Origin of the sequence: Agrobacterium sp. DSM 25558 (assembly GCF_900100825.1) — a bacterium.
Lineage (GTDB): Bacteria > Pseudomonadota > Alphaproteobacteria > Rhizobiales > Rhizobiaceae > Agrobacterium.
On record NZ_FMUD01000010.1, the window covers coordinates 137,671 to 164,056 of the forward strand.

Genomic DNA, 26,386 nt, shown 5'->3' on the forward strand with positions numbered 1-26,386 from the left:
CAGCCGATTGATAAAACACCGAGTCTGTGGAGCACGAGACAGTTGAATTCCGTCTCTTATACCGAAGCAGATTATCCGGTGATTTTAACAGGTCTCACTTGTTTTGCTCAGTCCAGTGGCACTTTCGCTACGAACGACAAGCCGGAAGGATCATATGATACGGTCGCCACACCGCCTGCCTCGCTCGCTAGGAGGCGCTGAATCAGCTGCGTCCCGAAGCTTGTCCGAGCTGGTGCAACGACGGGCGGCCCACCACGTTCTCGCCAACTCAGCGCTAGCTCACGGCCTGTGGCGTTCGTGTCGATCGACCATTCAATTTCGACGACACCACTCTCGTTCGACAGGGCGCCGTACTTGGTGGCATTTGTCGCCAGTTCGTGCATCACGAGCGCATAGGCTGCCGTGAGATTGGATGGCAACTCGACCTCTGCTCCAATGATAGAAAACCGCGCCTTGTCCTCAACGCCAAACGGTGCGAGCGTGCGCCTGACGAGCGTCCGCAGTGATGCTTTGCCGAAATCCTCATTGACGAGAAGATCGTTTGCAGTGGCCATCGCATGTATTCTCGCCGCCAAGGTCGCTCCGGCGTCGTCCAGGGAGGCGGCTCGCCTGATCGTCTGCGAAACGATCGCCTGCAGCGACGCGAGCGTGTTCTTCAGACGGTGGCTGAGCTCTCGAGCCAAAAGGGCGCGGTGACCCTGCGCCTGCCGTCTCAAGGTGATATCCTGTGTGATGCCTGTGATGGATAACGGCGTGCCGTCTGGTGCGTAACTCGCCTGGCCCCTGATCTGAACCCATTTGAGCTCCCCGGCAGGCGTGACCAGTCGATACTCGGCTTCAAGGAGGCATCTGTCTTTCACAGCTTGATCGATCGCCTCGATCTGTAGAAGGCGATCCTCGGGATGGATCGTTTCCCGCAGGTCGTCCAGTGTAAGGGATTCGTTGGGTGTTCGACCACATATGGATTTGCATTCTGCCGAGGCGGTCAGTTCTCCTGTATGGAGGTCAATGGTCCAGATGCCGAGTTTTCCCGCCTCAAGTGCCAGGCGTAGACTTTGTTCGCTCGCGTCAAGTTCGGCCGTGCGCTCCGCGACTTCTCGCTCGAGGTCGGCTTTGCGCCGCTCGATCGCTGCCAGTTCCTCAAGCTCGAGTGTCACATCCTGTTGAGAGGCAACGAAGTAAGTGACGCACCCGTCTTCGAAGACAGGAGAGACAAGCAACCTGTTCCAGAAGCTGCTTCCGTCTTTGCGATAGTTGAGAAGATCGACTTCGATTTCTTCGTTTGCGGCGATGGCAGTCCTCAGGCGGTCAACGGATGCCGGGTCTGTCGCCTCACCCTGCAGAAAGCGACAATTCTGGCCAACAATCTCGTTTTCGGCGTATCCGCTCATCGCGATGAATGCGGCGTTGGCGTATACGATGGGGTTGTCCGTAAGCCTTGGATTGGTGACGACCATCGGCGTCCGCGTCGCATTGACCATGGCAACGAACGGACCAGCGGCGGCTAGGGATCGTTTGAGTTCGTCTGCGGTAACTTGGTCTTGCTTGATATCCATACAGACGCCTTCGAGCACAGGTTTTTTTCACCTTTTAAATCGACCCCGAAAGCAAGTCCAGAAGGTAGGGTAGCCGACAACTGTCATCATTTCGTGTTGGGACTTCAAGGATTTCGGGCCTGCTACTACGAGACTCGCCGTTCCTTTGCTGTTAAGTTCGGGCCTTGCGTCCCTCAATAAGCACAGGACTGGACGATGTTTACTCACGTAATGATTGGCAGCAATGATCTGGATAGATCGAAAGCTTTCTACGACGCCACCTTCGCTGCTCTTGGCGGCGTCCCCGGTGAAATCGATGCCAGAGGGAGGATTGTCTACATACATGGCGGAAGCCGCCTAATGATAACAACACCGATTGATGGAAAACCAGCGACGGTCGCCAACGGTGGAACGATCGGTCTTGTCGCTCCAAGCCCGGAGCATGTGAAAGCATGGCACGACGCCGGGACAAGCCACGGAGGAACGTCGATCGAGACACCGCCGTCAGAGCGTCCGAACGGCTCATTTGTCGCCTATCTCCGTGATCCGGATGGAAACAAGCTGACCGCGCGCACGTTACCGTCGGCTTGAGTTGGCCATGCACGGCAAGGTCTCGTCATCGGTGGAAACTGTCTGGAGTAACGGATGCCGAAGCGTCGTGAGAAGTCGGACCTGCCTACTAAGATCTGTCCGGTCTGTAGCAGGCCATTCTCATGGCGAAAGAAGTGGGAGAAGACTTGGGAAAACGTGAAGTTTTGCTCCCAACGATGTCGAGAGACGAAAGTAAGATCGTAAGTGTATTGAGCCGTCGTGAGATCGGGCAGACGTAACTGCTCGATATGTAAGGATTAGAAATGGCCGAAGATGCCGGCGTGATAGCTGTGGACCACACGGGATTCTCGGTCGCCTCGTTGGAGGATGCGATCCAGTTCTGGACTGAGGCGATGGGCTTCGACCTTGCTCGCCGAGGAGAGATGGGTGGAGAGTTTCTACGGGAGGCCACGGGGGTTGACGATCCGCGCTGCCGAATGGCGCTGGTAACAGCTCCAAACGGCTACCCTGTGGAGCTTCTCGAATATTCGACAGGCCGTACGCTGGGCCAGACACCTCGGAGCGCGGGTGCGATCGGCACCGCGCACATCGCCTTCACGGTTAGGGATATCCGTACGGCGATCGCGCGGGTTGAGAGGGCGGGGTGGGCCGTGAAGGGTTCGCCGCAGCCGATACCAGCCGGCCCCCGATGCGGAACAATGGTTGCGTACATCTCTGGCCCGGATGGGATCACCATAGAGCTGATGCAGCCCCCTGTTCAACATTACCGGATCGTGTAATGCCCTTAGGTCCGGAAAAGCTGAACCCTCTGTAGGTCTTCGTAAATTGACCAGGTGCCAAAGGTCGTCTCGAAACTGCGAAGTTCATGGCCGGATTGCGCGAACCGTCGTCTTCCGCATTGCGCCAAATGCGGTCGTTGGCCGCATGCACCTTGATGATGTCTTCGATCCGTGTTGGCTGCTCGGCGGTGAGCGGCTTGGCACGCTCTGTCTGGCGTGCAATGTTCGCACGCAAAGCCAGTTCAGTTAAAGGATGGGTCTCATGCGCCTCGACAAACTTTCGCCTAAAGATAAGCCCTACAAAATCGATGGTTTACCTACGCTCTACGGCGGCAAGGGGGCTTGGGTCACAGCGCTACCAATGCCTTTAACTTCAACGTTTCAACACTCGCTTGTCGCTCTGCCCCATCCCGGACGTGGCAATGCCGAGTTCGCTGAGCCGGGAGAAGTGCCGGTCATCTTGGAGAACGGCGACGGTACGGGTGACGTGCCCAGTTCGAACATGATCGCAGCAGCGCGGTGGCTGATCGATAACGACGCAGAAGTGGAACAGGCGATCATCGCTACTATTCGATCCTCGCTTGATGAGCTTATCAACATTCAGAAGGGGATTGACGGCGTGACCGACGAGGCCGTTAATGAGACATGGAAGAAGCACAGTTGCGCCCGAGAGTCAGCCTTCTCCACATCGCGCTACCAGACGTGGTAGGAAAGCCTCCTTATTTTGGTGTCGAGCTTGCCTGCAGTTGGGATACGGAGAACGGCTATGGCATAATGTTCCACGGCACGGATGTCGTGGAGTGGGGCGCTGGAGACGTACCAAACCTGCCTTGGATTGCCCTTCGCCATGCCGAAGGGCGGAGTTAGCTTTGAACGTACAGCACCCAACTTGTTTGCATTGCGGTTGACCCTGTCCTGGGCCGCTTCAGAGCGGATGGGCTGAAAAAACCAGTTCAAGGCGTTGTTGCGAAATTTTGGATTACGGAGACAGCGCGTCCGCAATGCGCCGATACTGTTGAAAAACTCCCTTGGGCATCAGTAAGGCGGCGCCTTGACCGGATCGTCAGGTATAGTTTTCTGACGGTTCGGAAGAGATGAAACTACTTTGCGTCTGACGTGCTGGGGAGCGTGGCATGCGCAATATGATTTCAGCGGGTTCGAAGGAAAAGCCGCTTGCTAGAGTTTTTCAACAGTATCCGCCAACAGGAGACATAGCTAAATATCAATCACGGAGGTGTTTCGGCCCCATCGCCGGAAGCGGTGAGGCCGATGCCTTCGTGAGGATTAAGTGTCCCCTCACTTTTAGCTTGGATACGCGCATCGGCGTTAAATCCGCTGCCTTCCCGGACCATGTGATCAGAAGGGCGATCACCCGCAGAACGGTCAGTTCCCAAGGGAAGTGACGTAAGGCCATATGAATCCAGAAGAATGCGCCCTGCGATTCCGCCGCCTGACGAACCATTCCGGGCAACGACACTCAGCAAAAAGGCTACGTTTGCGCCATCGACTGCACCTTCATCAAAACCCAGTCGATCAGCCCCACTTCATTTCGCCAGTAGCAACCTTGGAGCCGATATCAAGAGCGACGCCCATGCCGAGACCGGGAAAGCGCGACTCCATCGCGGCCTTAAGCCCGGCGGAGCCCTTGGCCTTACCCAACTCCTCATCGAAAGCTTTAAGGTAGGCGATGGTATGCGTGATTCCCGAGAGGTCTGTGGCCGCATCGGAATTCATATGGCCAGCAACGACAATTTTCGGATTGCGCGCTGCTATCTTTTCGAGATTGGCGACCCATGCGGAACGCAATTCGGCACTGTTCGTGTCGGCGGTCCAGACATGGACACCGTTGAAGATCAGCACGCCACCGAAAACAGCATTCAGCGACGGAACGAAGAGATAGCGTCGGTTGGCAAGTCCTTCGGCTTCGATGATTTCGATCGCCTCACCATCGACACTCAACGTGGTATCCGTAATGGCTTCCGGTATGACGATATCAGCAAGCGTTTGCGGACCATTTTCCTTCAACTGTGGACCCCACACAGCAAGCTTCTTCTCGACGCTACCCTTGATCGCCTCAACCGTGGCAGGCGCGGCAATTACCTTTGCATCTGGAAAGACGGCCTTTATCGGTCCCAGGCTAAAATAGTAATCGGGATCGGACTGGCTCACATAGATGGACGTGAGGGTCTTGCCAGTCTCTTTGATGGCGTCGGCAATCGCTTTGCCATCTGAAAGTGTGAACCCGCCGTCTATCAGAATAGCTTCCTTCGCGCCGGAGATGAGAACGGGAGCACGGAAAAAGCCGTTCTCTCCTGCAGGGAAATGTTTCCATGTTAGAGCCCCAGCAGAATGGGCGAGCCCTGCAGGTGCGAAAACGGCTGCAGCACCTGCGGCCAAGGTCGTCTTCATAACGGTTCTCCTGGTAAACATCTGTATCTCCTGTGTATGGATGAAAGTGTCCGTTTCCGTAATTTGTGGTCCGCATAGAGACGGCTATCGATCTGCGCCGGCTGGTCATTTCAGCCGAGATTGATCCCAAAGTTCCGGTGCCACACCAACGCCACCCAAAATCTATGGCTCTGATTGGCAAGACTTGAAACTCACGCAATCGCTGTACGCCATCTTTAGGCGTTTTGCCTCGAACCCGGTTTGCCGCTAATGTTCCAAGCCCCGCGAAGCGATAAATGGCATGCCGCGATAGATCTGAAAAGACTCACGGAGACTACAGACTGTATGTTAAAAGCTGACAATCATTTGAGGGACGATCATGCCTACGGCCACCAATCTCAATCGGCTCTCTTACTTCGTCGCTGTCGTTGATACGGGGTCATTCACGCGTGCGGCCGAGTATCTGGGAATCACCAAGGCGGTTGTCAGCCAGCAGGTTGCAAAACTGGAGTTGGAGGTTGGAACAACACTGCTGATGCGCACGACGCGACGGCTCCAGCCGACAGAAGCTGGGCGGATGTTCCATGCACGTTGCGTATCGGTCCTACGGGATGCCGAAGATGCCTTGGGCGAACTGGCCCAGGCCGCGGTCGACCCACGCGGCATGCTCAGGATAACGGCGCCTTACGACTACGGCACTTCTGTTCTGGTTCCGGTCATCACTGCCTTTACGTCGAGGTATCTGGATTGCAAGGTGGAGCTCAATCTCACTGACAAGACAGTCGATCTCGTGGCCGACAACATAGACCTCGCCGTGCGCGTGGGATGGCTGACGGACTCAAGCATGCAGGCGAGACGGATTGGTTCTTTTCGACAATATTTGGTTGGCTCCCCCCCGCTTGCCGAGAAACTGTCGAAAGCGCGTGATCCGGAAGACCTAGGGTCCCTTTCCTTCGTTGCCAACGCTTCGCTGCGAGAGCCTCTGGAATGGATATTCACCCAGGGTGAAAGCAACACCAAGACCTTACGTTTCAATTCTGACATAGCCATAAACACGACGCCAGCGGTCATGGAGGCCGTTAAGCACGGCGCAGGACTGTCTGTGCTACCGGATTTTCTTGCCGAAGCCGGGATAGCAAACGGTCACCTGATCCATGTGCTGCCGGATTGGAGCCTCCCCTCCGGTGGAGTATATGCGGTTTACCCTGCGGCGCGCTTCCGTCCACCAAAGGTTTCAGCTTTCGTTGCGATGCTGATCAGCACAATCAAACAGTAAATGAGGCTCCCTCCGAAAAAGAGGAAGTCGCAGGTGCGTCTTCCTCATGATCGATTTTTACGTCTGTCAGATCTTGATGAAACTGTGTGAGGCCAACGAACCGAAAGGCAGTGAAGCGAGCCGACCACCAGTATCCAGAGTACCGAGATCGACAGCAAAGAACCCAGTCGCTTCTATGATCGCGCGAACCTGGGACTTGGCATCAGCATCGTCACCAGAGTAAAACAGCACACGCTTTCCACCCGACACCTCAGGCTCAGGCAAGACATTGACGTCGAGATGGTTAAACGCCTTCACAACCCGTGCGCCTGGAACGTATTGGCTGAATACTTCGCTCGAATGCTGTTCGCCGAGATCAACCGCCTTGATGCCATAGGCCGCCAATGGATTGTTTGGATCGTTCGCATCGGGCGAGTTCGGCTCGAGGAATTCCACCGCGTTCGTTCCGTCGACGATGATGCGGCCATTCCAAGCAGGCAAACTTGTCAGAACGTCTTTGGCAACACTCCATCGCATCGCAGCAAATACGATGTCTGCGCTTGCCGCCTGTTCGACCGTACCTGCGGTGATGGACGAACCAAGCTCTTCGACCAGTGCCGCAAGAGATGCTGGACCGCGGCTGTTTGAGATAGTGGCCGCAATGCCATTCTTGGCGAAAATGCGTGCGAGGTTGGAGCCGAGTGCGCCGGAACCAATAATGCCGATAGTCATAGTTTTACTCCTGCAAACGAAACGGGGCTTAAAAGACGAGAACTGCCAACGCCCCTACGGCCAGCAATTCCTGGGATCCAACTTGACGCATAACAGTCAGATTGAAGGTGTGTCGCTGGCATAGTGACAGTTATCGACAAATGATCACCAGACCAGCGGAATAGAGAATTTACCAAGGCGCGCCACTTCCGCTGCGATGTCCGCAACGGTGGACTTCGCCAACTCTGCTTCAAGCGCCGCGCGCGCCTTTGTCAGGACAGGCTGAATCGCCTCGAGAATATTTCCACCAACGGCGCAGTTCTCACAGGGCGGCGTGCGATGTAAGGAAAACAACTCGGTGTCTTCCACAGCTTCGTAAACATCCAGAAGCCTGATTTTTTCTGCCGGCCTTGCTAGAAGGGCGCCGCCTCCAGCGCCGAGTTGTGAACGCGTCAAGCCTGCATCGATCAGCCTGGACAGAAGTCCGCGGACGACCACTGCACTCGTATTTGCCGAATAGGCTAAATCCTCAGACCGCATCGGCTTTCCATCACTGACAGCGAGAGCGGCCAGAATGTGCACGGCGACGGCGAAACGGGTGCTGGTAGGCATGACGATCTCCGTTATTGTGTAAGTATCACTATTACACACATTGCGCTCTGTCAACCGGCTTCGCTGCGAATTTATTTTGAGCGCTGCTTGAGGCGATCAATCATCCAACGTGCTGCGGGTCCTGGCGGAGCGTCCACCCGATAAACCGCTGACATCGGCAACCGTAAACCGCCGGGTGGTATATCTTCAATGGTGAGTTCGACCAGGCGACCGTCAGCAATGTCTTTTTCGACGGTGTGCAATGGCATCCCACCCCATCCAAGTCCGCTCACAAGAAAAGCGTGTTTGGCAAAAAGGTCTGCCAGGCGCCACGTCAGGGGAGACATGACACCAAATTCCCGCCCGGTTGAGAGATCCGACCGATCGGTCAGCACCAATTGAACGTGGCGGGCAAGCTCTTCACGAGGTATAAGCCCCTCACGTTCCGCAAGCGGGTGCATGGCCGCTGCAACCATGACAAATTCGACACTCGTGATGCGCTCCGCCCTAAGACCATCGGGCAGCGTCGGTAAAGACCCGACAAGACCAAAGCTCGCTCGGCCGTCCATGACCGGCTGCACTGCCGCACCCAAGGCCTCTACATACAGCCGCAACGGTGTGACAGGAAATTCCCGGCGGAACTCATGCGAAACATCGGCAATCGTCGCAATCGGAAAGAAAACGTCGATCACCGCTGCAAGCTCGGGTTCAAGACCTCCGGCAATACCTCTCGCCCGTGCTTTCATTCCGTCTACGGCACTGACCACAGCCCGCGCGTCAGCAAGGAGCACGGCTCCCTGCGGCGTCAGCTTGGGATATCGCGCCGAGCGATCAAACAAAGCGGTGGCGAGTTGGGCTTCGAGATTGGCAATGCTTTCGCTGACGGCCGACTGGGTCCGTTTCAGACGACGAGCGGCCGCAGAGAAGCTGCCTTCGTCGGCCGCAGCTACAAACGTTCGCAATTGATCGAGTGAGACTCCGTCTAGCATGTTGTCGGTTCCTATCGGTCAAGTCTATGGGTTCCATCGGACAATACAGGCTAGTCGCATTTATGCAACTGTGGCACTGACACATTACTTTTTCTTGACTGAGCGGGCATGCTGGTGCGGCCACGCGTCAGCGAGTTTCACCGCGACGACACCCACGCCAAGCGGGGGATCGCTGCCGTTATCGCAAAGATTATCACATACGGATTGGAACACGTTATGACCACCACAACAACTGCCGCCGACCTGCTGCGCCAAAGCCTGGAGAGATTTCTGGCAAAGGACATGCAAGGCTGGGCCGCACTTTGCGCCGAGGACGTCGTCGCGGAGTTTCCATTCGCCCCGCCGGGCTCGCCGACAAGGATCGAAGGTCGCCCTGCTCTCTACGAATATCTGCGCAACTATCCGAATGTCATTGATATTCGGTCGCTTCCGACGTTGCGGATATATGTAACAGACGACCCGAATGTCGCCATCGCCGAATGGAGCGCCTCGGGAATCGTCGTGAGTAACGCAAATCCCTACGACATGAGCTACGCCACCTTCGTCACTTTTCGCGATGGGCTGATCGTGAGCTACCGTGAGTACTGGAACCCACAGGCATTTATGAAGGCGTTGGGCGGCTCCGGCTTCTGATCGCAGACCCCAACGCACCGGACCGGCGCGATGTCCACTGGCACGTATCTGTAACGAAGCGAAATTCGTAGAGGACTAACAGGATGACCGTATTGAAACCGAGCCACGAAGGCCGTGTGGCCCTCGTCACGGGGGCTGCCCGTGGCATAGGTCAGGCAATAGCTTTGAAGTTGGCCGGACATGGAGCCAAACTCGTCCTTTGGGACATGGACGAGTCGCAGGAAACTGCCGGCATGATCGAAGGCGCAAACCTGATCGTGACGGGTGACGTGTCAAGCGCAGCCGATTGGGAGCGTATCGACCGGGAGGTCCAGGAACGCTTCGGCGGTACGGATATCGTCGTGAACAATGCCGGTATGGGAAGTCCCAAACCAATCGACGAGCTCGACATCGAGCTTTGGCGAAAGACATTTTCCATCAATCTGGACGCCCACTTCCTGAGTGCAAAGCAGTTCGTGCCACAGATGCGCGCGAAGGGTTGGGGACGCTTCGTCAACATTTCGTCCAATTCGATCGGCTTGGCGATACCCGGAATGAGCCATTACATGGCCTCCAAAATGGGAGTGATCGGCTTTGTACGAGGGCTGGCAAACGACGTTGCCGCCTCTGGCATCACTGTGAATGCGGTTCTGCCTTCCATCACCAACACGAGGCTGACACAGGACATGCCAGAGGAAGAAAAGCGCAGGACCTGGGAGACACAGGCAATCAAACGCTTTGCCGAGCCCTCGGATATTGCAGGTGCCATCTGCTTTCTCACTAGCGAAGATGCCTCGTTCATTACCGGACAAGCCCTCCCGGTTGACGGTGGACAGTACAAGATTTCCTGATGGCACTGATGCCTTGGCTATCAAATCCCCGTCCATACCCCCCGACACGTAGCCGCTTCTTTAGCGACAATACACAAAAGCAGCGGAAAATCGTGTTTGGTCCATCGCTACAGCCGATGGATGTCATCGGGAAATACAGGCTTCTCCAGCAGTTCTGATCATGGTGATGTGAGTCATGATCAAGACATTCAGAAACTTCCTTATCCGTATCAACTCTACTTTTTCGGGCAAATTCGTGGAGACGAAAACCATGACAACAATTCTGCATATCGATTCCAGCATTCTGGGCGGCTATTCCGTGAGCCGTAAGCTCACAGCCGAAATCGTTGCGAAGCAGGAGGCGCTCCATCCCGGTGCCAGAATCATTCGCCGCGATCTCGTCATCGACGCGGCGATGCATCTCTCGGACGAGCATATGGCTGTGTTTCAGGGCGGTGAAGTCGGAAGCGCTGCCCTTGGTCAGGATCTGGCGACAGGCGGTGCCTACATTGACGATCTGTTCGCGGCCGACATTATCGTCATCGGTGCCCCGATGTACAACTTCACGATCCCTACACAGTTGAAGGGCTGGATTGACCGTGTTTGCGTTGCCGGACGGACATTTCAGTACGGTGCCAACGGACCAGAGGGTCTTGTAAAAGGCAAAAAGGTCTTCGTGGCATCCGCCCGTGGTGGAGTCTACACAGGTGACAGCCCTGCCGCAGCCCTTGACCATCAGGAAACATACCTGCTCGGCGTGCTCGCTTTCATCGGCCTGACCGACGTGACTGTCATCCGTGCCGAGGGCCTTGCTCTTGGCGAAGACGCCAAGGCTGCGGCCATCGCTGGGGCGACGACGCAGATCGACGCGCTCGCCGCTTGACCCTTCCCTGTACGACAAATCAAATAGTTCAAGGACAACCAATGCCCAATAGCAATTATCTGGCGGCTACCGGCAGACTTCTCCTCGCTGTCATGTTCATCTTCAGCGGTCTCGGCAAGCTCATGGCACCGGAGGCTACCCAGGGATACATCGCCTCCGTCGGTTTACCCCTGCCTTTGCTGTCCTACCTGTTGGCGGTCGCCGTTGAGGTGGGTGGCGGCATCCTTCTAGTCATAGGCTATCAGACCCGCATCGTCAGCCTTGTCATTGCAGCCTTCACACTCGCAACGGCGCTGATCTTCCATAACGATTTTACCGACCAGAACCAGATGATCCACTTCTTGAAGAATATCTCCATCGTCGGCGGGCTTCTACAAGTGGCGGCGTTCGGAGCGGGGTCCCTCAGCCTCGACGCGCGCCGTCTGAGGACTGCATGATTTCAGAGCTGGCTCATTCTTGACAACAACAAGCCAGCCCCTCTCTTTCTTGACACCATATTGGAACGAACATGGAAATCGGCATCGATAGTTTCGCGGCAACAATACCAAATCCGGCGACCGGCCTCACCGTGCCGCCAGCGGATAGAATGGAGGCTTTGCTTGCGGAGGTGGAAACAGCGGATCGCGTCGGCCTTGACGTTTTCGGGATAGGCGAACATCACCGCAAGGAGTTTCTGGATTCTGCACCAGCCATTATTCTTGCTGCCGCTGCAGCACGCACCAAGCGCATTCGACTTGCGAGTGCTGTCACCGTTCTCAGCGCTGCAGATCCTGTCCGGGTCTTTCAGGATTTTGCGACGATTGACCTAATCTCCAAGGGTCGGGCGGAAATCGTGGTCGGGCGCGGTTCATTCGGCGAGGCCTACCCGCTCTACGGCTTTGCCATGAACGACTATGATGCTCTTTTCATTGAGAAGCTCGATCTTCTCCTCAAATTGCGGGAAACAACCAATGTGACCTGGCGCGGCCGCTTCCGGCCTGCGCTTAACGGGCAAGGCGTATATCCGCGTCCATATCAGCAAAAAATGCCGATATGGCTTGGTGTCGGCGGAACACCGCAATCTTTCGCGCGTGCGGGAGCTCTTGGACTGCCATTGATGGTGGCAATTATCGGCGGCAGTTTCGAACGGTTCCGTCCTCTCGTCGACCTCTACCGTGAAGCTGGCAACCGTGCGGGTCATGCGCCGGAGACGCTCAAAGTCGGTGTTCATGCTATGGGCTTCGTCGGTGACACCGACCAGAGTGCGGCTGACGCCTTCTTTCCGGGATGGGCGCATGTGTTCACCGAAATCGGTCGGGAGCGCGGTTGGTCGACTGCGACGCGTGACCAATTCGACGCGATGCGCGGACCGGATGGGGCCTTCCTGATCGGCAACCCTCAGACCGTGCTCGACAAGATCGTGGCTGCTGACAAAGCGCTGGGTGGGATTTGCCGCATTACCTTCCAGATGAGTTCCGCCATGCTGGAGACAAAGGCCATGCAGCGTTCGATCGAATTGCTCGGCAGCGAGGTTTCACCCGCCGTCAAGGCAGTCCTTGGTGAGGCGGCTCATCATGGGTGATTGATCGCAGGTGTGTGGCAGCGCAGCGGTATGGAGAGCGTACTGGCTGATGGGAACTGCGCCGTCCGCGCACCGTGTTTCGCAACTGGATTAAAGACGAGCCCAACAGTCTGTTCAAGCCAGAGCTGGGCCGTTACCACCTCTACGTATCGCTCGCCTGCCCAGCCGCATCCGACGACCGTGCCCTGAAAGGCGGTAATTCCTCGAACACTCCAAGCGAAAATCCGCCGTGCTCCAGCTCGATAGCTTCCATTTCTTCAAGACGCTGCCGAAAGCGTTGAAGCCTGTCGTCTTGGCCACGCTCGTCTCTAGCCCAGACATCGACCAGGTGACGAAGTGCCGGCACGGTTGCGTTGACGATATGAGACTCCGCATGACGGGAGTTCCTATTCGCAATTCTTGTGGAGCGGCTCTCACCGTCAAACATTTCGTGTCACCTAGAACGTCCCGCTACCGGGCTAATTCTGTTGCCCGAAATCAGCCGGCGCAATTATCTGTCCGGAAGAAAAACTCTGATGTTCCCCGCACCACCTCTTGAAGGATTCGTCGTTGTCGTCCAGCACAAGCCAGATGTCGTTCGCCAGCTGGAAATCGCTCTCGGCAATGCCGGCGCGACGGTCTTCGCCGCTCGCACTGCTGCAGAAACGATCGAGATCATGGCCAAGTATCAGGCGCATCTCATCGTCGTTGACCTGAAGGACGCTAACGGCGTCTTCAATGAGCAGGTGGTCTTCGCAGCGTTTCACAGCGAGAGCGGACGTATCTGCTACAGCGAGAGCTTTCCCGACGAGGGTCTGATCACGTGGGCGACGTGGTTAGCTCTCAGCGAACCGGCGGGCACCGTGGTCAAAGAGGCAAGCGCTTGGAGGGGGCGTATGCGAGCATAAAGAACCATCGGCTGGGGTTTCGGCACCGCCACCACGCCAATGCAGGTCGTATGCGGATCAATCTTGCGGAAAACTGCCAGCGTAACCGAAGAAGCTTCGCCTTCTGCGAAACTATCCCGTTTGTCTACGCTCCCTCAGGGCCTCCCGGATCGGAAAACGTTTTAAATCTGTGAAACCTCTAATAAATCGGGTTTTCACCCCGCAACTTTGAGATAAGTTCAGTTTTGAGTGTTCTCGGTGGAACCTTTCTTGCTCCAAATGGTTAGTTTGAGTTCAGGCTCAGCAAATTATGAAATTTCACAGTTGGATACGCAGTCTCCATCCTTCTTCCCGCACCACATCAGCCGCACGTCGGAGTTTTTATCGGTTTGACTACGACGCAACACACAGCCGATTTTGCGGCCATCGTCCGCGGGATGCCGCAGCCCTACCTTATCCTCAATAGCGACCTGACGATTGTCGGCGCGAGCGACAGCTATCTTCACCTTACAGACCGCACACTCGATGACATCGTCGGTCGTCATATCCTTGAGGCTTTCCCAGAAAATCCCGACGCTGTAGGCACAGTGGAGCAGGGCCCGTTGGAGGTCTCGCTACGACATGTCCTGGCCACGGGCAAGCCACACGAGATGGCTGTCATCCAGTACGACATTCCTCGACCAGAGGGCGGTTTTGTCCAGAAGTTTTGGACTCCTGTTCATACGCCTGTTGCCGGGGACAACGGAGCCATCGAATATATCATTCAAAACCCGATGGATGTGACGGAGAGCGTCGTCAAATCGCGCGAAGCCGATGCTCGGTTGCGCATCGCCCATCATGCCGCTGACCTTGCATCTTGGGAGTATGAGCCGGAGACGGACATCTGGCGGCGAAGCCATTCCGTCGATGAATTGTTTGGGTTTGAACCGGGCACCGGCGGGCCTGTCGCTGCGCCGTATTTTGCAAGGATGCATCCCGACGATCTCCCGCGAGTGAGAGCGATCGTTGAGAGCGCGATCGGCAGCCCTGATTTGACGGTGCTGAATTTCGATTGCAGGATCGTTTTGCCAACGGGCAACATCCGCTACGTCGCCTCGCGAGGAGAGGTTTTGAGAACGTCCAGCGGCGCAGTGCGGATGATTGGCGTGTTGATGGACGTAACCGCGGATCGTGCTCGAGAAGCCGAACTCTCAAGCTCCGTGAAAACTCAAGAGCAGCTTTTACAGCAGAAAGACGTTCTGCTGGCCGAAGTGAACCACCGCGTCAAAAATAGTCTGCAACTTGTCGTCAGTACGCTTCGCCTACAGGCCCGAAGACTGGACAATCCAGACGTGATCGAAGCCTTTGAGCAGGCCATCGGCCGGGTTAGGGCGATCATCTCGGTTCACGAGGGTCTCTACCGGACAGCCAATTCCCTGTCGGTGGATATGGCTGATCACCTCACCAGGCTGTGCCTCGATCTGACCAACTCGGTCGACAGTCGGCAAATCGAAGTCGATGTCGATCCGATTGCGCTGACGACCGAACGCGCAATACCGGTATCTGTCATCGTGAACGAACTCATCGCCGAGCGATTACGGCGAACCGAGGGAACCCCGTCTCCCGTCCATCTATCGCTGAAGCAGCTTTTCTCGGGTTCTATTGCATTGATGGTCCACGATCAGCATGCTTGTCCGACAGATGCTCCAGCGAGCGAACTGTCATCGAGGCTCATTGAAAGCATGGCAGCGCAGATCGAGGGTGAATTCCGCGAAGAGACAAACGATGATGGGCTTCGAGCAACCGTGACTTTTCCAGGGAAAGGCACCTGATGCCTCTACGGGTGATGATCGTTGAAGACGAAATGCTGCTGGCGCTTGATCTGGAAGACATGCTTCTCGATGCGGGCTATACGGTGATCGGGCAGGCTTCCGACATGCCGCAAGCCATCGCGCTCGCCGAGAAGGTAAACGGAAGCGTGGACGTCGCCATCATGGACGTCAATCTCGCCCGAGGAACAAACGGTGTCGAAACCGCAGCCGCTCTTCGCCAGCGCTGGGACATTCCATCCCTGTTCGTCAGCGGAAACCTTGACGAGCGCACGCGGGCAGAGGCACAGCGTTGGCATCCCATTGGTTTCGTGGGCAAGCCCTATTCGGAACGTGAAGTGCTCTCGTCGCTGATGCAGGTCGCTAAATGAATTCAAAGCCCGAAGTATCTGATTCCTAATCGATTGTGCCTTCATGCGTCGAAGCGAGGCGGCTCAGTGAACCTGTTGTAAAACGCTGCATTGGCCCCAGAGATGGTGCCGTGACTTCTTAGGTTGAAACCAATATGTGTGGGGTTATGTGCTATGGCGGATCGGAGAACTTGGTTATGAACACTGGGTTGGGCGTGAATAATCTCCGCTAGCGAAATCGAAGGGTTGGTCTGGCGAAGCGCCGTCGATCTTTAATGCGGCCGGAATCGCAAATATTACCTGGACGTTCGTTGTCTTCGGCCCAAGTCTTTTAGAATTTCAAGGTGGAACCGGGCCTGTCCGGATCGCTTGCGCAAGGTGTTTGAAAATGCGTTTCATAATTCATGGTGTGGGTGCCATCGGCGGCACGATTGCGGTCTCGCTTGCTTCGGCCCGTCAGAAGGTCATCGGGATCGCGCGCGGCGAGCAGCTAAAGGCGATCAAAGCGAAGGGGCTGACATTGCGGACTCCCAGGGGAACCGAGACCTGTCACTTCGAATGCGTGGAATCGCCGAGCGCGATCGCGCTTCTTCCTGACGATGTGGTGCTGGTCTGTACGAAGACCCAACACATGGGTGCAGTGATCGAGCAACTCGCGGCGGCTGGCCTTCAGGACCAGTCGATCTTCTGCTTCCAGAACGGTGTCGAGAACGAACGCACCGCTTTGCGGCGTTTTGCCAATGTACATGGCGTGAGCGTCATACTGCCGGCGGACTATGTCACGCCCGGCGAGATCCTCGCCTTCGGATCACCTCACTCCGGCTATTTCTATCTTGGCCGGTATCCGCAAGGTTTCGACAGTGTCGATGAAGCCGTCGCGCAGGCGCTCACGGCGTCAGGTCTGCCAGCTTTTGTGGTTCCGGACGTGATGAAGAACAAATATGGAAAGCTGCTCTTAAACCTTCACAACATCGTCGAGGCCGCATGCGCCGACCAGGGCGATATCGCGCCAATCGTCGACCTTCTACGCGAAGAGGCAGAGGTGGTTTTCGCTGCGTCGGGCGTGCAATGGCAGAGCGTCGGTGAAACCGATCCCAACCGTGGAAGGCTGATGAAGATGGCATCGATCGCAGGTTTCAGCCGTGCGGGGAGCTCCTCCATGCAAAGCCTTGCCCGCTCCACGGGATCTATCGAGACCGATTATCTCAACGGTGAAGTCGTTCTACTGGGGCGGCTGCATGGTGTCCCCACACCTGCCAATACCTGGTTCTGCGAACTCGCTGCCCGCATGGTACGAGAAAAACTGCGGCCCGGAACGATTCCGCTGGACGAGGTCAAGCGGGCACTGTCTCTCGCTTAGAGTATCGGGTTTGATCAAAATCTGTGTGCAGCCGGTGGTCGAAGGCTCCCGATGACAGAAGGTGCAAGAGCGGCTTCATTATGTGATCGAACGAACCTGTTCCGCCGGCTGCTCCTAACGCAAGATGCGTCGCAAATACCCTAGCATATCAATCAAATTCTCTAGCCCTGAAAAATTAAAGGGAATCTTCGTCGCGAAACTCGCTCTCAAAAGTCGAAGTTTTGCGACAGACATTTGCGACAGATTTAAGCTGCGAGTGACATGCCCTCGGTCTTACGCTCCACGAGCGCCCAAATGTGGCCGAACGGATCGAAGATCGAGGCCACGCGCCGGCCTATCACGTCAGTCTGGATTTCGTCTCGGATCCCAGCTCCGGCTGAAAGGGCGCTCTGCATTACACCTTCAATGTTGCCAACCTTGAGCTGGAAAATCGTGCTGACCGCCCCTGGTTCTTTCGGAAAGAAAGGGCCACCGTAGGAGGATGCTTTTCGCGATTGGGATTAGAGTCGGCGACCCACACAGGCAGGTTCCCGAACCGCATTTCGACAGCCGCCAGAGCGCCATCGATGTCATTAGTGTTCGCTTCCTGCTCACCAAAGGCGGCGGCATAGAATTTAGCGGCCTCTCTCTCCCGCCCATGTTCAACAAACAAAGAAAGTTCGACGATGATATCTGCGGACGTCTTGGCTCCTCGCTCTATCTGATCACCTCTCCACTATACCGCAAACTTTGTTGAACTATCGGACGAGAGGCCGCGAAATCCAGGATTCACTACCATTTCGCCGAGGGCAGATGACCGGTTTGGGCCAATAGTAGACCAGCGTATCGGCTGCCGCGCCAAAGGGACTTGGACTGGTGATAGTTGACGTTTATCGTTATCTGATTTCGACTAAAGCAAATCGGGCATCAAGGAAGAAAGATGACAGAAACCTATGATGACCAGTTACGATGCTTGCGTGAAGAAATTCAGCGTCACGGCGCTCGTCCGACCGTTATAGATTCGGTACTTTCGAAACTGCTCGTTCATAGCTGCGATAAGGTTTCGAGAGATTTATTGCTGCTCTTGTCCGATGAGGCAGAGTATGAAGAAGGCATGTATTCCCTCATCCACGCTGCAGAAAGTGCGCCCGACGAGGAATATATCCTCTCTCTTCTCTCTATTTTTTCGGCTATCAGGACATCATCTCCGCGTTGGACATCAATTGTCACAATGAGGGTACTCAATAGTCGTCCGACGCAACTAGAGCTAATTACTCAGCTGCGTACCGCATCTAAATCAGTCAAAGCTGATGTTGATGCCGTGTGTCGTCGTATTGCTGAGATCGATCCGCAATTTCTAGCAAAAACCGTACCGGTAACTTTGGCCATGCGATAAGAGGTCGCTCACATCATTAACACTCTGAGCACGGCTGAACGAGTGCGAAACGTGTTCAGACGTTTGCATAGGCGTCAGGGCGCTACCAGCGTTGCTAGTAATTATTGGCTGCCGAACCATAATGCCACTGGTCGTAGTAGCGCACGGCGGTATCCTGTGCGGTCCCCTGTAGCCTGGGATTCTGCCAGATGATCACGCCGCCGATGATGAGAGCCGCCACTAAGACGATGCCGATCAGTTTGCGTACGACGAACATTACAAGCCAGATAGTGATGACCGTGCCGATGGCAATCATCAGCACAGAATTGAAGTCGTCAGGGATATAGGGCCCAAAGGTTTCCATCTGCGCTTATAGCTGAAGCGTTTTGGCCGAAGAAAGGCAGCGCGAGGATCGTATTGCTGTTCTCGTGATTACAACCTAGATTTTCTTCCAGAGCAGAACCGCACGTAGGAGCCTCTGTGAAGATCACCCACTATGATGACGGCGTAGAATTTTCAGTTAAGAACGCGCCGACTGTATGGATACATGGAAGCATAATCTTCTTGGTCGTGGCCCTGACTCTGCCGATATGGTTCAAATTTACCTCCCGAGGGATTTCTACCGCCTGTGTGGTGTCTGTCGGAATAGTGCTGTCGATATTCATTCACGAGGTTGCACATGCATGGACTGCCATGAGGCTGGGCCACCGCGTGACGTCAATCCGCCTTCATGTGGCGGGCGGCGAAACACTTTGGGAGACTTACAGATACAGCCGAAAGGACGACTACCTGATAACATTGGCGGGCCCGCTGGCGAATCTCTTTATCGGCGCTCTTGGCGTCACAGCGTACTATGCCTTCTTACCCGATCCCGTTGTGTTTTCCTCAGGAACGGAGCAGCTATGGCACAGGCCACCACCAGCCTCGCCGCCGTTTATCTTTGATGCAGTCTTTTGGCTTTCTGTTTTCAATATTGTCCTGACATTCATCAATCTGCTTCCAGCTTTTCCCCTTGATGGGGGACACATTCTCCGAATTTTTTTGGAAGCCAAGTACGGGCTCCACCGTGCTTTGTTTTGGACGGGACTAATCGGGACGGTACTTGCTGTAATATCCAAGTTCGTTTTCATCGTCTCCATATTGGGCGGCGTGATAGTCTGGTCTCCGCCAAATTTCCATATGAATTACAGTGCCATGCAAGCCGGTCGACATAAGCGCCCCTGGAGTGTGGAATAGAAACTGCCCTGTTCCGATTTGGTCCAATTTCCGCTAACGAAGCCTCTCATTCGAGGTCTCCTGGAGATAAGTGCCAAGGAGAATTGAAGCATTTTTAGGAAGGTCAAAGCATGGCTGAGATTTGTAAGACTGTCGTCTCCCTGAGCTTCTCCGGTGACAATCTTGATCCAGACGAAATTTCGCGCTGGCTTGGTAAGCCTACGAACGGAGCGAGTATGGGCGGCATTTTGCTCACGCCTGCAGGTAATGAGCGTGTTTCGCACACCGGTATTTGGCTTCTCAGGGCAGAGGATGCCCAGCACGGGGGCTTTGAGCAGCAGATACATGCACTACTCTCTGGTCTCAGCGAAGACTTCAGTATCTGGAAGGACTTTTCGGATCGCTACCGAGGGCGGATCTTTGTTGGACTTTTTCTATCAGGGTTTAACGAGGGTTTGAGTGTCTCTCCCCAGACTCTCATTGCCATTGGCGTCCGTGGTCTTACCCTTGACCTAGATATCTACAGCGGTGAGGACGAGGCGGATGCTGGGGAATTTGAAAACGGCAACTGTGTGTAATGAAAGGCTTGAGACGAGCTGGGCGGCAGACGGTGACTATGGTTACGTCACCGAATAATGCCACAAGGCGGACGAAGTCTACGCCGAAGGTATGTCCCCTTTGGCCAACTGCTGCCTTGGCAGCGTTGCGCCAAGAGCGGTCATTGCGTCTCATCACGGCACTGCGTAATCTGCGAAACGCGTGCGGAAGTCATCAATATTAATGCCCAAGCGGGGGTGGCAAAAGTCGTATTGCCGCAGTCTCCTGAGTATGTCGGGAACATGGAATGAGCAACCCTAGCTTTTACAAGTGGCGTACAAAGGAGCCGAATGAAATTTCCAATCTCACGCACTGGCGACCCCTCCAAGCTTCTGGCACTTGTAATTGCGGAACTGCATGCCGATGACCTCTTGGATATCGCGCGCTGCGATTACGGGGACGGGGTAGAGCTGCATCTCGAGCAGCTCCAATATATTGCACGGAATCTTTCTGTCCCTGCGCCGTTCGGATGGTATCCGGCTGAAGTGCTCCAATTAATGAGATGGATTGAAACTGCACAAGATGCGACCAATGACGGCCTTATCCAAATGCATAGGCAAAGAGCATTTTGTTGCACCGTCCTGATGACAGCAATGTGTGATCCGGAGAGTTCTCACGACGGAAGCAATTGCACCCTGATTCAACTCATCGAAAGCCTTAGAGAGCTTCAGCTTTCAACAGAGGTTGAAGCGGCAGACCTCCTTGTCTGCTTGCTCGATACCGACCCGGATGATCATGATGTAGACACTATATTTTTCGGCCTCGGTCTCCTTCATTTTGCGCTTGCTGTTCCCCAGTGGGACAATGCCGCGCTGGTGGCGCTCATAGACTGGATAATGGTAAACGAGACTGCAGCCACCAGCATCCAACTCCAATACGCAAACTTGGGAGCAAACGACACTTGGCTGCTTTCAAAAACAATCTACGATCACCGCCACATGAAATGGCGGCAGCTTGGCTCTGAATTGAGCGGGCGTTTATCGACTCGCCACAATGCGGAGGTTGTCGAAAAGGTAGAACTGATCGCGGCCCTAATATCGCAAAATTCCTAATTTTGGGGGCAACGTCACGGTCAACGACCGGTTTGGGCCAATCGCTGCCTTGGCAGCGTTGCGCCAAAAGCGATCAGAAGTCTCACTGCCTCAAATCCGTCTATTTCAATCGGAAGCTTGTGGCTCTTTGGGGATGAACCAATATGACAAACGCGTTTTCGAAGGTTTCTGTTTATGCCCTGATCGCGGCTGCGGTTGTTGCGGCGGCTTTTTTCCTTCTTAATACAAACCTGCTTGCGGCACGACCGACAGGACAGATGACACTTCTCGCCCATCGCGGAATCGCACCGAGATACGATATGACAGGTGTTAAGGCTGACACCTGCACCGCCACGCGAATGCTGCCCTCTGGCGACGTCTTTATCGAGAACACTTTGGCTTCAATGAAAGCCAGTTTCGAAGCAGGCGCAGATGCTGTTGAGTTTGATATTCACCCTACCACGGATGGTGAATTCGCCGTCTTCCACGACTGGACGCTCGACTGCCGTACGGACGGTCATGGCGTAACTCGTGAGCATTCGATGGCCGAACTGCGCAATCTCGATGTCGGCTACGGCTATACATCCGATGGAGGTGAAACCTTTCCATTCCGTGGGAAAGGAGTTGGCTCAATGCCGACGCTTCGCGAAGTACTCGACACCTTCCCAGGGAAAGGCTTTCTGATCAACATCAAGAGCAACTCTCCAAAAGAGGGAGAGCTTCTCGCTGCATATCTCAAGTCTTTCCCATCGAATGTCAGCGATCAACTATTTGTCTATGGCGGCGAACGACCGACAGCGGTTCTCAAGCACCTTATGCCAGGGCTGAAAACGACGACGCGGGTTTCGGCCATCGCTTGCTTAAAGGACTATTCCAAATGGGGATGGTCTGGCATCGTGCCATCCTCCTGTGCAAACGGCGTCGTCTACTTGCCTATCAATCTGGCACCGAAGATGTGGGGCTGGCCCAACCGCATGCTCGACAGGTTTCGCGCAGCCGGTAGTGAGGTATTTATCATAGGACCTTACAACGGTGGAGACTATTCTACTGGGGTCGATACAGTCGAAGAACTCAACTCACTTCCGACTGATTGGTCTGGAGGCGTGATGACCAATGAACTGGAGCTACTTGCCACTTCAATTGGTCGTAAATCGACGCCCTCATCACGTTGATGTCTACTGCACCCTCTTTTTCAAACACTCGGAACGGTCGATGTATGTCCGCACTGGGCCAAATGCAGCCTTGGCAGCAGTGCGCCATCATCGCATAAATTGGAGGAATGCCTATTCTAGGACATATGGCTTACGTCCGCCGAGCAGAAATGCTTAATATCAGGAATGACAGACCCTACGCCCGAACAAATCGAAAAACTGGCTACCGATTACGCAGGCACTCATTCGAGGTCCACGATGCGCGTAGTTAAAGAGTTAGAGGCGGTCGAGATCGCAGCTGTCGACAAAGGGTTGCGTCGGATTATCATCATTGAGCGAGACGACGGTTTTTACGCCTTCGCAGAACAATATTATTATGTTTCTGAATACGATGGCGAGATAATAAGTCAAGGCTGGCACACAATTTCCCGAAATGGGATTTTTGAGACTTCTCAGGTCGCCGAGACCGAAGGTAGGGACGCCTTTTGTATGTGGTACGGCGTAGCTTATTAGGTTGGATCGAACCCGACTGTCCGCTTCGGGCCAAAGGCAGCCTTGGCGGCAATGCGCCAATAGGAGACATGGCTCCACATATCGGTCACGGTCATGTTTTGGCCCCACCGCGGTAGCGATAGGACCGATGCTTGTCTTCGTGAGGCGTCAGTGTCCCCCCACCTTTGCGTTGGAGGTACGTGCCCCTGGTGTAAATCCGCGCACCCGCCCGGACCAAGTGATCAGAAGGGCGATGACGAGCAGAACGGTCAGTGCCCAGGGAAACGCCGTGGGTCCATGCGCATCCAAAAGAACACCGCCCATGATTCCGCCACCTGCGATGGCACCATTCCAGGCGACGACGTTCATCGACAGTGCAACGTCTGCACCATCACCCGCGGTGTCTGCCAAGGCGGTTTGCAACAGCGTTGCGGCCCCGCCGAATGTCAGGCCCCAGATGGCAACGCCACCATAAATGACCCAAGGTGACATCGAAACAATCCCGAAAAGCAGGGATACCAGCCCGAAGGCGGCTAGACTGGCCAGCACGGTTGCGCGCAGGTGACGGTCGACCAGCTTTCCCGCCATCCAGATGCCGACGAGTGCAGCCAACCCAAAGACCAGGAGAACAAGGTCGACACGGTCCTGCATCCCGGCCGACTGAACGAAGGGTGCGATATAGGTGTAAAGTATGTTGTGAGCGAGCATCCATGCAACGACAACGGCAAGGACCGGTCGAACGCCGGGGGTTGAAAATACCCGAAGCAGGGGCAGTCGATCGCCCTTCTTCTGGCCCGGATAGTCAGGCACTTTCATTACGACCCAGCCGATCAGGACCAATGTCAATATCGACATTATCCAAAAGGCGGTTCGCCAGCCGACCTGCGCACCAAGCCATGTCCCCATCGGCACGCCGAGCGACAGCGCGATCGGCGTGCCTACCATAGCGATCGCCATCGCCTTCCCCTGTTTATGTGAAGGGACCATGCGTCGTGCATAGCCTGCCAAGAGGCTCCAGGCGAGACCAGCGGCAACGCCGGCAAAGAAGCGTGCGACCAAGGTAAGCGTATAGTTGGACGAAATCGCTGTGACAGAGTTGAAGATCAGAAACCCAATGATGGTGGACAGCAGAACTGTCCTGCGCCGCCAACTGCTCGTGGCAATGGTCAAAGGTATCGCCGCTAGCAGCGAACCGAGGGCGTAGACAGTCACCATCTGGCCAGCGAGTGATGGAGAAACGCCCAAACCCTCAGTGATCTGCGGTAGTAGCCCCGCGGGGAGCGTCTCTGTGAGAATGCAGATAAAGCCAGTCATCGCCAGTGCGAGTAAGCCAGCAACTGGCAATCGGTCGGTATCGTTTTCAGGTCCGGTCGTTTTCATTGAGTTCGTGCACCTCTATATATGGATCAAGCGATCCAGATATTCGGATCAAACGGGCTTGGCAAGAGATTCTGGATCGAATAGTACAGAATAAGTTTACGGAGGCACGATATGGCTCGAACGGGACGTCCAAGGGCGTTTGACAGAGAGAAGGCACTGGATGCCGCGATGATCCTATTCTGGGAGCAGGGCTACGAGCCGACCTCTCTTAATCAACTGAAGGCCGCGATGGGAGACATTTCTCCGGCAAGTTTTTATGCGGCCTTCGGGTCCAAGGAAGCCCTCTTCGACGAGGTCGTTCTGCGCTACCAATCCTCCTACGGGCGCGTAACCGCGAGCCTGAAGGATGAGGCAGTGCCGCCACGCGAGGCTATCGAGACGGCTCTGAGGCTTTCAGCAAGGATGCAAACCGACAAGACGCACCCGCCAGGATGCTTGATGATCCTGGGGGCCAACAACTGTGCGCCCGAAAATCGTCACGTAGATGATGTGCTCGCAGCTGACCGGATGCGAAATCGTGCGGGCATCGAAACCTGCATCAGGCGTGCGGTCGATGCGGGAGAGCTTGTCAGCACTACGAATGTTCGGGGGCTGGCGAACCTCTTTCATACCTTCCTGATGGGAATTGCATTTGAAGCTCGGGACGGTGCTGACGGCGCCGATCTCAACGAAGCCGTCACGGCACTGATGCAGATATGGGATTTGCACATGGCGGCGTGAAGGTTGGCCCTTTGCTTGGCCAAAGTGGGATGCTGAATAACCGCTTTGGGCCGGAATGCGTCTTCCACTTCGCGCCATTTGCGGACATGTGTAGGTGAGCATTAGGGTCGCAAGGACCTGAAGACGACCGTCCGACAAAACGGATCAGGGCTTGATATTTGTCGCTGAACGGGAGAATTGCGCCCGTGCTTCCATCATGGCTGGCTGATGTTGTTTAGCCCATTCGAAGAGTGCCATTATCGGCTCCAGCAACGTCCGGCCGAGTTCAGTAAGCTCGTAGTCGACACGGGGAGGAATGGTTGGGTAGATGGTCCGTGTCACAAGGCCGTCCTGCTCCAAGCCTTTGAGGGTAAGAGTCAGCATGCGTTGCGAGATACCGTCGATCAGACGGCCTATCGCATTGTAGCGCATCGGCCCGTTTGAAAGTGCCCCGACGACCATAATGGTCCATTTGTCGCCAACCCGCGCAAGAACATCTGCCAGCGCCCGGCAATCCGGGGCAGTAGGCTCGCTCTCACTAAAAGTCTTGTTCGTCATTCCCAAAAATGTGCCTCCTTGCGAACGTCTAGCCACGTCGTATCTTAGCGTAACGAACAAAATGTATCTAGCCGAGAGACCACGTTATGACGACACTTCGCATCGATCTTTTCACTGAAATCAGTTGCCCCTGGTGCATCATTGGGCTGCACCGTCTCGACAAGGTTCTGGCGGAACGGTTTCCCCAAATCGATGCCGACATCCGTCACCATCCGGTGATCCTGCTGGATTGCCCGCCGGAGGGATTCAAAATCGTCGACCTGATGAGATCACGCTACGGCATCACCGACCCTGCTAAAGCATGGGCTCGGCCACATGCTGAGGCGCGTGCATCCGGGTTGGATCTTGACCTTGGTCGCCAACCATTCGCTTATCCAACAGTCGGTGCCCATACACTGATCCGTCTGGCGGGACCACGCGGGACGCAGCATAGCTTGGTAGCAGCGATCACCTGGGCCTATTTCCAGGATGCCGCCAACATCGGTGATGCCGATGTGCTTGCCGATATCGCATCAAAACATGGCTTTGAACGCGAGGAAGCATATCAATTGGTCAGCGACCCGGTCGAGCTAGAAAGAACTCGTGGTGATGTTGCAAACGCTGCTGCGCATGGCGTGACATCGGTCCCGCATTTTGTGTTTGGGGGTGAGTTCGTTCTCAATGGCGGCCGCAGCGAAGATGAGATTGCAGCAGCCATCCAACGCGCTTCCGCTCCGGTTTCGGAGATTTCCCATGTCGGATGAACGCAAGCTCGATAATGCAAACTTCGTTTTTTTTGGCGGCACGGCAGGTATCGGCCAGGCGGCAGCAACCGAAATTGCTCGCCGCCATGCCAATGT

General features: G+C 55.3%; 34 protein-coding genes. 25 read left to right on the top strand and 9 right to left on the bottom strand.

Translation table 11 applies throughout. The annotated features are described in order from the left end of the window. Positions 1-107: 107 nt before the first annotated feature. On the bottom strand, positions 108-1,556 hold the full coding sequence (locus DSM25558_RS11220; protein ID WP_077104743.1) for a PAS domain-containing protein: 1,449 nt from the start codon (positions 1,554-1,556) through the stop codon (positions 108-110). Between the two features lie 195 nt (positions 1,557-1,751). On the opposite strand from DSM25558_RS11220, the gene DSM25558_RS11225 reads away from it, so the two are divergent. The 6 genes from DSM25558_RS11225 (at position 1,752) to DSM25558_RS28265 (ending at position 4,269) form a co-directional block, all read left to right on the top strand. Beyond that, positions 1,752-2,126 (top strand): VOC family protein, encoded by a 375-nt coding sequence (locus DSM25558_RS11225; RefSeq protein ID WP_077104745.1) that lies wholly within the window; start codon positions 1,752-1,754, stop codon positions 2,124-2,126. A gap of 54 nt (positions 2,127-2,180) precedes the next feature. After that, positions 2,181-2,330, top strand: coding sequence for a DUF2256 domain-containing protein (locus DSM25558_RS11230; RefSeq protein ID WP_077104747.1), 150 nt, complete (start codon positions 2,181-2,183; stop codon positions 2,328-2,330). Between the two features lie 77 nt (positions 2,331-2,407). Beyond that, positions 2,408-2,866: a VOC family protein gene (locus tag DSM25558_RS11235; RefSeq protein WP_244554168.1), complete on the top strand. Its 459-nt coding sequence runs from the start codon at positions 2,408-2,410 to the stop codon at positions 2,864-2,866. A 262-nt stretch (positions 2,867-3,128) separates the two neighbouring features. Continuing rightward, positions 3,129-3,575 carry a hypothetical protein gene (locus DSM25558_RS11240; RefSeq protein WP_077104750.1) on the top strand — a complete coding sequence of 149 codons (447 nt, stop codon included), beginning with the start codon at positions 3,129-3,131 and terminating at the stop codon, positions 3,573-3,575. Beyond that, the gene (locus DSM25558_RS29775) at positions 3,512-3,733 is read left to right on the top strand and encodes a DUF6985 domain-containing protein (protein ID WP_371479824.1); all 222 of its coding nucleotides are present in this window, start codon (positions 3,512-3,514) and stop codon (positions 3,731-3,733) included. Before DSM25558_RS11240 ends, DSM25558_RS29775 begins: the two co-directional genes overlap by 64 nt. A 266-nt stretch (positions 3,734-3,999) precedes the next feature. Next, positions 4,000-4,269: a hypothetical protein gene (locus DSM25558_RS28265; RefSeq protein WP_143240080.1), complete on the top strand. Its 270-nt coding sequence runs from the start codon at positions 4,000-4,002 to the stop codon at positions 4,267-4,269. 130 nt (positions 4,270-4,399) lie between these two features. Here DSM25558_RS28265 and DSM25558_RS11250 read toward each other — a convergent pair whose 3' ends face one another. Then, positions 4,400-5,296, bottom strand: coding sequence for an MBL fold metallo-hydrolase (locus tag DSM25558_RS11250; RefSeq protein ID WP_200800744.1), 897 nt, complete (start codon positions 5,294-5,296; stop codon positions 4,400-4,402). 337 nt (positions 5,297-5,633) lie between these two features. Between DSM25558_RS11250 and DSM25558_RS11255 the strand changes: the two genes are divergently transcribed. Further along, on the top strand, positions 5,634-6,530 hold the full coding sequence (locus DSM25558_RS11255) for a LysR family transcriptional regulator (protein ID WP_077104755.1): 897 nt from the start codon (positions 5,634-5,636) through the stop codon (positions 6,528-6,530). A 66-nt stretch (positions 6,531-6,596) separates the two neighbouring features. On the opposite strand, the gene DSM25558_RS11260 is transcribed toward DSM25558_RS11255, so the two are convergent. The 3 genes from DSM25558_RS11260 to DSM25558_RS11270 form a co-directional block, all read right to left on the bottom strand. After that, positions 6,597-7,241 (bottom strand): NADPH-dependent F420 reductase, encoded by a 645-nt coding sequence (locus tag DSM25558_RS11260; RefSeq protein WP_077104757.1) that lies wholly within the window; start codon positions 7,239-7,241, stop codon positions 6,597-6,599. A 144-nt stretch (positions 7,242-7,385) separates the two neighbouring features. Continuing rightward, the gene (locus DSM25558_RS11265) at positions 7,386-7,832 is read right to left on the bottom strand and encodes an Rrf2 family transcriptional regulator (RefSeq protein ID WP_077104759.1); all 447 of its coding nucleotides are present in this window, start codon (positions 7,830-7,832) and stop codon (positions 7,386-7,388) included. A gap of 71 nt (positions 7,833-7,903) precedes the next feature. Beyond that, positions 7,904-8,800 (bottom strand): LysR family transcriptional regulator, encoded by an 897-nt coding sequence (locus DSM25558_RS11270; RefSeq protein WP_077104761.1) that lies wholly within the window; start codon positions 8,798-8,800, stop codon positions 7,904-7,906. A 216-nt stretch (positions 8,801-9,016) separates the two neighbouring features. Between DSM25558_RS11270 and DSM25558_RS11275 the strand changes: the two genes are divergently transcribed. The 5 genes from DSM25558_RS11275 to DSM25558_RS11295 all read left to right on the top strand — a co-directional run bounded on the left by DSM25558_RS11275 (position 9,017) and on the right by DSM25558_RS11295 (position 12,686). Continuing rightward, on the top strand, positions 9,017-9,433 hold the full coding sequence (locus DSM25558_RS11275; protein WP_077104832.1) for a nuclear transport factor 2 family protein: 417 nt from the start codon (positions 9,017-9,019) through the stop codon (positions 9,431-9,433). Between the two features lie 83 nt (positions 9,434-9,516). Then, on the top strand, positions 9,517-10,263 hold the full coding sequence (locus tag DSM25558_RS11280; protein WP_077104763.1) for an SDR family NAD(P)-dependent oxidoreductase: 747 nt from the start codon (positions 9,517-9,519) through the stop codon (positions 10,261-10,263). Between the two features lie 250 nt (positions 10,264-10,513). Continuing rightward, positions 10,514-11,125, top strand: coding sequence for an FMN-dependent NADH-azoreductase (locus DSM25558_RS11285; RefSeq protein ID WP_244554169.1), 612 nt, complete (start codon positions 10,514-10,516; stop codon positions 11,123-11,125). 41 nt (positions 11,126-11,166) lie between these two features. After that, a complete protein-coding gene (locus tag DSM25558_RS11290) occupies positions 11,167-11,562 on the top strand; it encodes a DoxX family protein (protein WP_077104767.1) in 396 nt (131 codons plus the stop codon). A 71-nt stretch (positions 11,563-11,633) separates the two neighbouring features. Continuing rightward, entirely contained in the window at positions 11,634-12,686 is a 1,053-nt protein-coding gene (locus DSM25558_RS11295) for an LLM class flavin-dependent oxidoreductase (protein WP_077104769.1), read from the top strand. Positions 12,687-12,828: 142 nt separating this feature from the next. Here DSM25558_RS11295 and DSM25558_RS28820 read toward each other — a convergent pair whose 3' ends face one another. Continuing rightward, positions 12,829-13,113, bottom strand: coding sequence for a hypothetical protein (locus tag DSM25558_RS28820; RefSeq protein WP_159442490.1), 285 nt, complete (start codon positions 13,111-13,113; stop codon positions 12,829-12,831). Positions 13,114-13,201: 88 nt separating this feature from the next. Between DSM25558_RS28820 and DSM25558_RS11305 the strand changes: the two genes are divergently transcribed. The 6 genes from DSM25558_RS11305 (at position 13,202) to DSM25558_RS11330 (ending at position 18,445) form a co-directional block, all read left to right on the top strand. Beyond that, entirely contained in the window at positions 13,202-13,573 is a 372-nt protein-coding gene (locus tag DSM25558_RS11305) for a response regulator (protein WP_077104772.1), read from the top strand. 368 nt (positions 13,574-13,941) lie between these two features. Further along, positions 13,942-15,363: a sensor histidine kinase gene (locus DSM25558_RS11310; protein WP_077104774.1), complete on the top strand. Its 1,422-nt coding sequence runs from the start codon at positions 13,942-13,944 to the stop codon at positions 15,361-15,363. Further along, positions 15,363-15,731, top strand: a complete 369-nt coding sequence (locus DSM25558_RS11315) for a response regulator (RefSeq protein WP_077104776.1) — start codon at positions 15,363-15,365, stop codon at positions 15,729-15,731. The genes DSM25558_RS11310 and DSM25558_RS11315 overlap by 1 nt, the downstream gene beginning before the upstream one ends. Positions 15,732-16,098: 367 nt before the next feature. Next, the gene (locus DSM25558_RS11320; protein ID WP_077104778.1) at positions 16,099-17,070 is read left to right on the top strand and encodes a ketopantoate reductase family protein; all 972 of its coding nucleotides are present in this window, start codon (positions 16,099-16,101) and stop codon (positions 17,068-17,070) included. Between the two features lie 481 nt (positions 17,071-17,551). Continuing rightward, complete coding sequence (locus tag DSM25558_RS28825) at positions 17,552-17,806, top strand: hypothetical protein (protein WP_159442491.1); 255 nt, start codon at positions 17,552-17,554, stop codon at positions 17,804-17,806. Between the two features lie 183 nt (positions 17,807-17,989). Beyond that, positions 17,990-18,445: an Imm30 family immunity protein gene (locus DSM25558_RS11330; protein ID WP_077104780.1), complete on the top strand. Its 456-nt coding sequence runs from the start codon at positions 17,990-17,992 to the stop codon at positions 18,443-18,445. Between the two features lie 94 nt (positions 18,446-18,539). Here the strand turns inward: DSM25558_RS11330 and DSM25558_RS11335 are convergent, their stop codons facing one another. Further along, complete coding sequence (locus DSM25558_RS11335; protein ID WP_077104782.1) at positions 18,540-18,788, bottom strand: hypothetical protein; 249 nt, start codon at positions 18,786-18,788, stop codon at positions 18,540-18,542. Between the two features lie 116 nt (positions 18,789-18,904). Between DSM25558_RS11335 and DSM25558_RS11340 the strand changes: the two genes are divergently transcribed. The 5 genes from DSM25558_RS11340 to DSM25558_RS11360 all read left to right on the top strand — a co-directional run bounded on the left by DSM25558_RS11340 (position 18,905) and on the right by DSM25558_RS11360 (position 22,931). After that, entirely contained in the window at positions 18,905-19,660 is a 756-nt protein-coding gene (locus tag DSM25558_RS11340; protein ID WP_077104785.1) for a metalloprotease, read from the top strand. A 110-nt stretch (positions 19,661-19,770) separates the two neighbouring features. After that, complete coding sequence (locus DSM25558_RS11345; protein ID WP_077104787.1) at positions 19,771-20,217, top strand: DUF4279 domain-containing protein; 447 nt, start codon at positions 19,771-19,773, stop codon at positions 20,215-20,217. A gap of 309 nt (positions 20,218-20,526) precedes the next feature. After that, on the top strand, positions 20,527-21,288 hold the full coding sequence (locus DSM25558_RS11350; RefSeq protein WP_077104789.1) for a hypothetical protein: 762 nt from the start codon (positions 20,527-20,529) through the stop codon (positions 21,286-21,288). A gap of 143 nt (positions 21,289-21,431) precedes the next feature. After that, on the top strand, positions 21,432-22,439 hold the full coding sequence (locus DSM25558_RS11355; RefSeq protein ID WP_077104791.1) for a glycerophosphodiester phosphodiesterase family protein: 1,008 nt from the start codon (positions 21,432-21,434) through the stop codon (positions 22,437-22,439). A gap of 165 nt (positions 22,440-22,604) precedes the next feature. Next, positions 22,605-22,931: a hypothetical protein gene (locus tag DSM25558_RS11360; protein WP_077104793.1), complete on the top strand. Its 327-nt coding sequence runs from the start codon at positions 22,605-22,607 to the stop codon at positions 22,929-22,931. Positions 22,932-23,078: 147 nt separating this feature from the next. On the opposite strand, the gene DSM25558_RS11365 is transcribed toward DSM25558_RS11360, so the two are convergent. Then, complete coding sequence (locus tag DSM25558_RS11365) at positions 23,079-24,290, bottom strand: MFS transporter (RefSeq protein WP_077104795.1); 1,212 nt, start codon at positions 24,288-24,290, stop codon at positions 23,079-23,081. 111 nt (positions 24,291-24,401) lie between these two features. Between DSM25558_RS11365 and DSM25558_RS11370 the strand changes: the two genes are divergently transcribed. Continuing rightward, complete coding sequence (locus DSM25558_RS11370) at positions 24,402-25,010, top strand: TetR/AcrR family transcriptional regulator (protein ID WP_077104797.1); 609 nt, start codon at positions 24,402-24,404, stop codon at positions 25,008-25,010. Positions 25,011-25,154: 144 nt separating this feature from the next. Here the strand turns inward: DSM25558_RS11370 and DSM25558_RS11375 are convergent, their stop codons facing one another. Continuing rightward, entirely contained in the window at positions 25,155-25,547 is a 393-nt protein-coding gene (locus tag DSM25558_RS11375) for a winged helix-turn-helix transcriptional regulator (protein ID WP_077104798.1), read from the bottom strand. 86 nt (positions 25,548-25,633) lie between these two features. Between DSM25558_RS11375 and DSM25558_RS11380 the strand changes: the two genes are divergently transcribed. Next, positions 25,634-26,290 (top strand): DsbA family oxidoreductase, encoded by a 657-nt coding sequence (locus DSM25558_RS11380; protein ID WP_077104800.1) that lies wholly within the window; start codon positions 25,634-25,636, stop codon positions 26,288-26,290. The last annotated feature ends 96 nt before the right edge of the window (positions 26,291-26,386 follow it).

What these genes read in the sequence shown, in the direction of transcription:
- DSM25558_RS11220 (WP_077104743.1), bottom strand. Translation starts at nt 1,556, where the DNA reads ATGGATATCAAGCAAGACCAAGTTACCGCAGACGAACTCAAACGATCC.
- DSM25558_RS11225 (WP_077104745.1), top strand. Translation starts at nt 1,752, where the DNA reads ATGTTTACTCACGTAATGATTGGCAGCAATGATCTGGATAGATCGAAA.
- DSM25558_RS11230 (WP_077104747.1), top strand. Translation starts at nt 2,181, where the DNA reads ATGCCGAAGCGTCGTGAGAAGTCGGACCTGCCTACTAAGATCTGTCCG.
- DSM25558_RS11240 (WP_077104750.1), top strand. Translation starts at nt 3,129, where the DNA reads ATGCGCCTCGACAAACTTTCGCCTAAAGATAAGCCCTACAAAATCGAT.
- DSM25558_RS29775 (WP_371479824.1), top strand. Translation starts at nt 3,512, where the DNA reads ATGGAAGAAGCACAGTTGCGCCCGAGAGTCAGCCTTCTCCACATCGCG.
- DSM25558_RS28265 (WP_143240080.1), top strand. Translation starts at nt 4,000, where the DNA reads ATGCGCAATATGATTTCAGCGGGTTCGAAGGAAAAGCCGCTTGCTAGA.
- DSM25558_RS11250 (WP_200800744.1), bottom strand. Translation starts at nt 5,296, where the DNA reads ATGTTTACCAGGAGAACCGTTATGAAGACGACCTTGGCCGCAGGTGCT.
- DSM25558_RS11255 (WP_077104755.1), top strand. Translation starts at nt 5,634, where the DNA reads ATGCCTACGGCCACCAATCTCAATCGGCTCTCTTACTTCGTCGCTGTC.
- DSM25558_RS11260 (WP_077104757.1), bottom strand. Translation starts at nt 7,241, where the DNA reads ATGACTATCGGCATTATTGGTTCCGGCGCACTCGGCTCCAACCTCGCA.
- DSM25558_RS11265 (WP_077104759.1), bottom strand. Translation starts at nt 7,832, where the DNA reads ATGCCTACCAGCACCCGTTTCGCCGTCGCCGTGCACATTCTGGCCGCT.
- DSM25558_RS11270 (WP_077104761.1), bottom strand. Translation starts at nt 8,800, where the DNA reads ATGCTAGACGGAGTCTCACTCGATCAATTGCGAACGTTTGTAGCTGCG.
- DSM25558_RS11275 (WP_077104832.1), top strand. Translation starts at nt 9,017, where the DNA reads ATGACCACCACAACAACTGCCGCCGACCTGCTGCGCCAAAGCCTGGAG.
- DSM25558_RS11280 (WP_077104763.1), top strand. Translation starts at nt 9,517, where the DNA reads ATGACCGTATTGAAACCGAGCCACGAAGGCCGTGTGGCCCTCGTCACG.
- DSM25558_RS11285 (WP_244554169.1), top strand. Translation starts at nt 10,514, where the DNA reads ATGACAACAATTCTGCATATCGATTCCAGCATTCTGGGCGGCTATTCC.
- DSM25558_RS11290 (WP_077104767.1), top strand. Translation starts at nt 11,167, where the DNA reads ATGCCCAATAGCAATTATCTGGCGGCTACCGGCAGACTTCTCCTCGCT.
- DSM25558_RS11295 (WP_077104769.1), top strand. Translation starts at nt 11,634, where the DNA reads ATGGAAATCGGCATCGATAGTTTCGCGGCAACAATACCAAATCCGGCG.
- DSM25558_RS28820 (WP_159442490.1), bottom strand. Translation starts at nt 13,113, where the DNA reads ATGTTTGACGGTGAGAGCCGCTCCACAAGAATTGCGAATAGGAACTCC.
- DSM25558_RS11305 (WP_077104772.1), top strand. Translation starts at nt 13,202, where the DNA reads ATGTTCCCCGCACCACCTCTTGAAGGATTCGTCGTTGTCGTCCAGCAC.
- DSM25558_RS11315 (WP_077104776.1), top strand. Translation starts at nt 15,363, where the DNA reads ATGCCTCTACGGGTGATGATCGTTGAAGACGAAATGCTGCTGGCGCTT.
- DSM25558_RS11320 (WP_077104778.1), top strand. Translation starts at nt 16,099, where the DNA reads ATGCGTTTCATAATTCATGGTGTGGGTGCCATCGGCGGCACGATTGCG.
- DSM25558_RS28825 (WP_159442491.1), top strand. Translation starts at nt 17,552, where the DNA reads ATGCTTTTCGCGATTGGGATTAGAGTCGGCGACCCACACAGGCAGGTT.
- DSM25558_RS11330 (WP_077104780.1), top strand. Translation starts at nt 17,990, where the DNA reads ATGACAGAAACCTATGATGACCAGTTACGATGCTTGCGTGAAGAAATT.
- DSM25558_RS11335 (WP_077104782.1), bottom strand. Translation starts at nt 18,788, where the DNA reads ATGGAAACCTTTGGGCCCTATATCCCTGACGACTTCAATTCTGTGCTG.
- DSM25558_RS11345 (WP_077104787.1), top strand. Translation starts at nt 19,771, where the DNA reads ATGGCTGAGATTTGTAAGACTGTCGTCTCCCTGAGCTTCTCCGGTGAC.
- DSM25558_RS11350 (WP_077104789.1), top strand. Translation starts at nt 20,527, where the DNA reads ATGAAATTTCCAATCTCACGCACTGGCGACCCCTCCAAGCTTCTGGCA.
- DSM25558_RS11355 (WP_077104791.1), top strand. Translation starts at nt 21,432, where the DNA reads ATGACAAACGCGTTTTCGAAGGTTTCTGTTTATGCCCTGATCGCGGCT.
- DSM25558_RS11360 (WP_077104793.1), top strand. Translation starts at nt 22,605, where the DNA reads ATGACAGACCCTACGCCCGAACAAATCGAAAAACTGGCTACCGATTAC.
- DSM25558_RS11365 (WP_077104795.1), bottom strand. Translation starts at nt 24,290, where the DNA reads ATGAAAACGACCGGACCTGAAAACGATACCGACCGATTGCCAGTTGCT.
- DSM25558_RS11370 (WP_077104797.1), top strand. Translation starts at nt 24,402, where the DNA reads ATGGCTCGAACGGGACGTCCAAGGGCGTTTGACAGAGAGAAGGCACTG.
- DSM25558_RS11375 (WP_077104798.1), bottom strand. Translation starts at nt 25,547, where the DNA reads ATGACGAACAAGACTTTTAGTGAGAGCGAGCCTACTGCCCCGGATTGC.
- DSM25558_RS11380 (WP_077104800.1), top strand. Translation starts at nt 25,634, where the DNA reads ATGACGACACTTCGCATCGATCTTTTCACTGAAATCAGTTGCCCCTGG.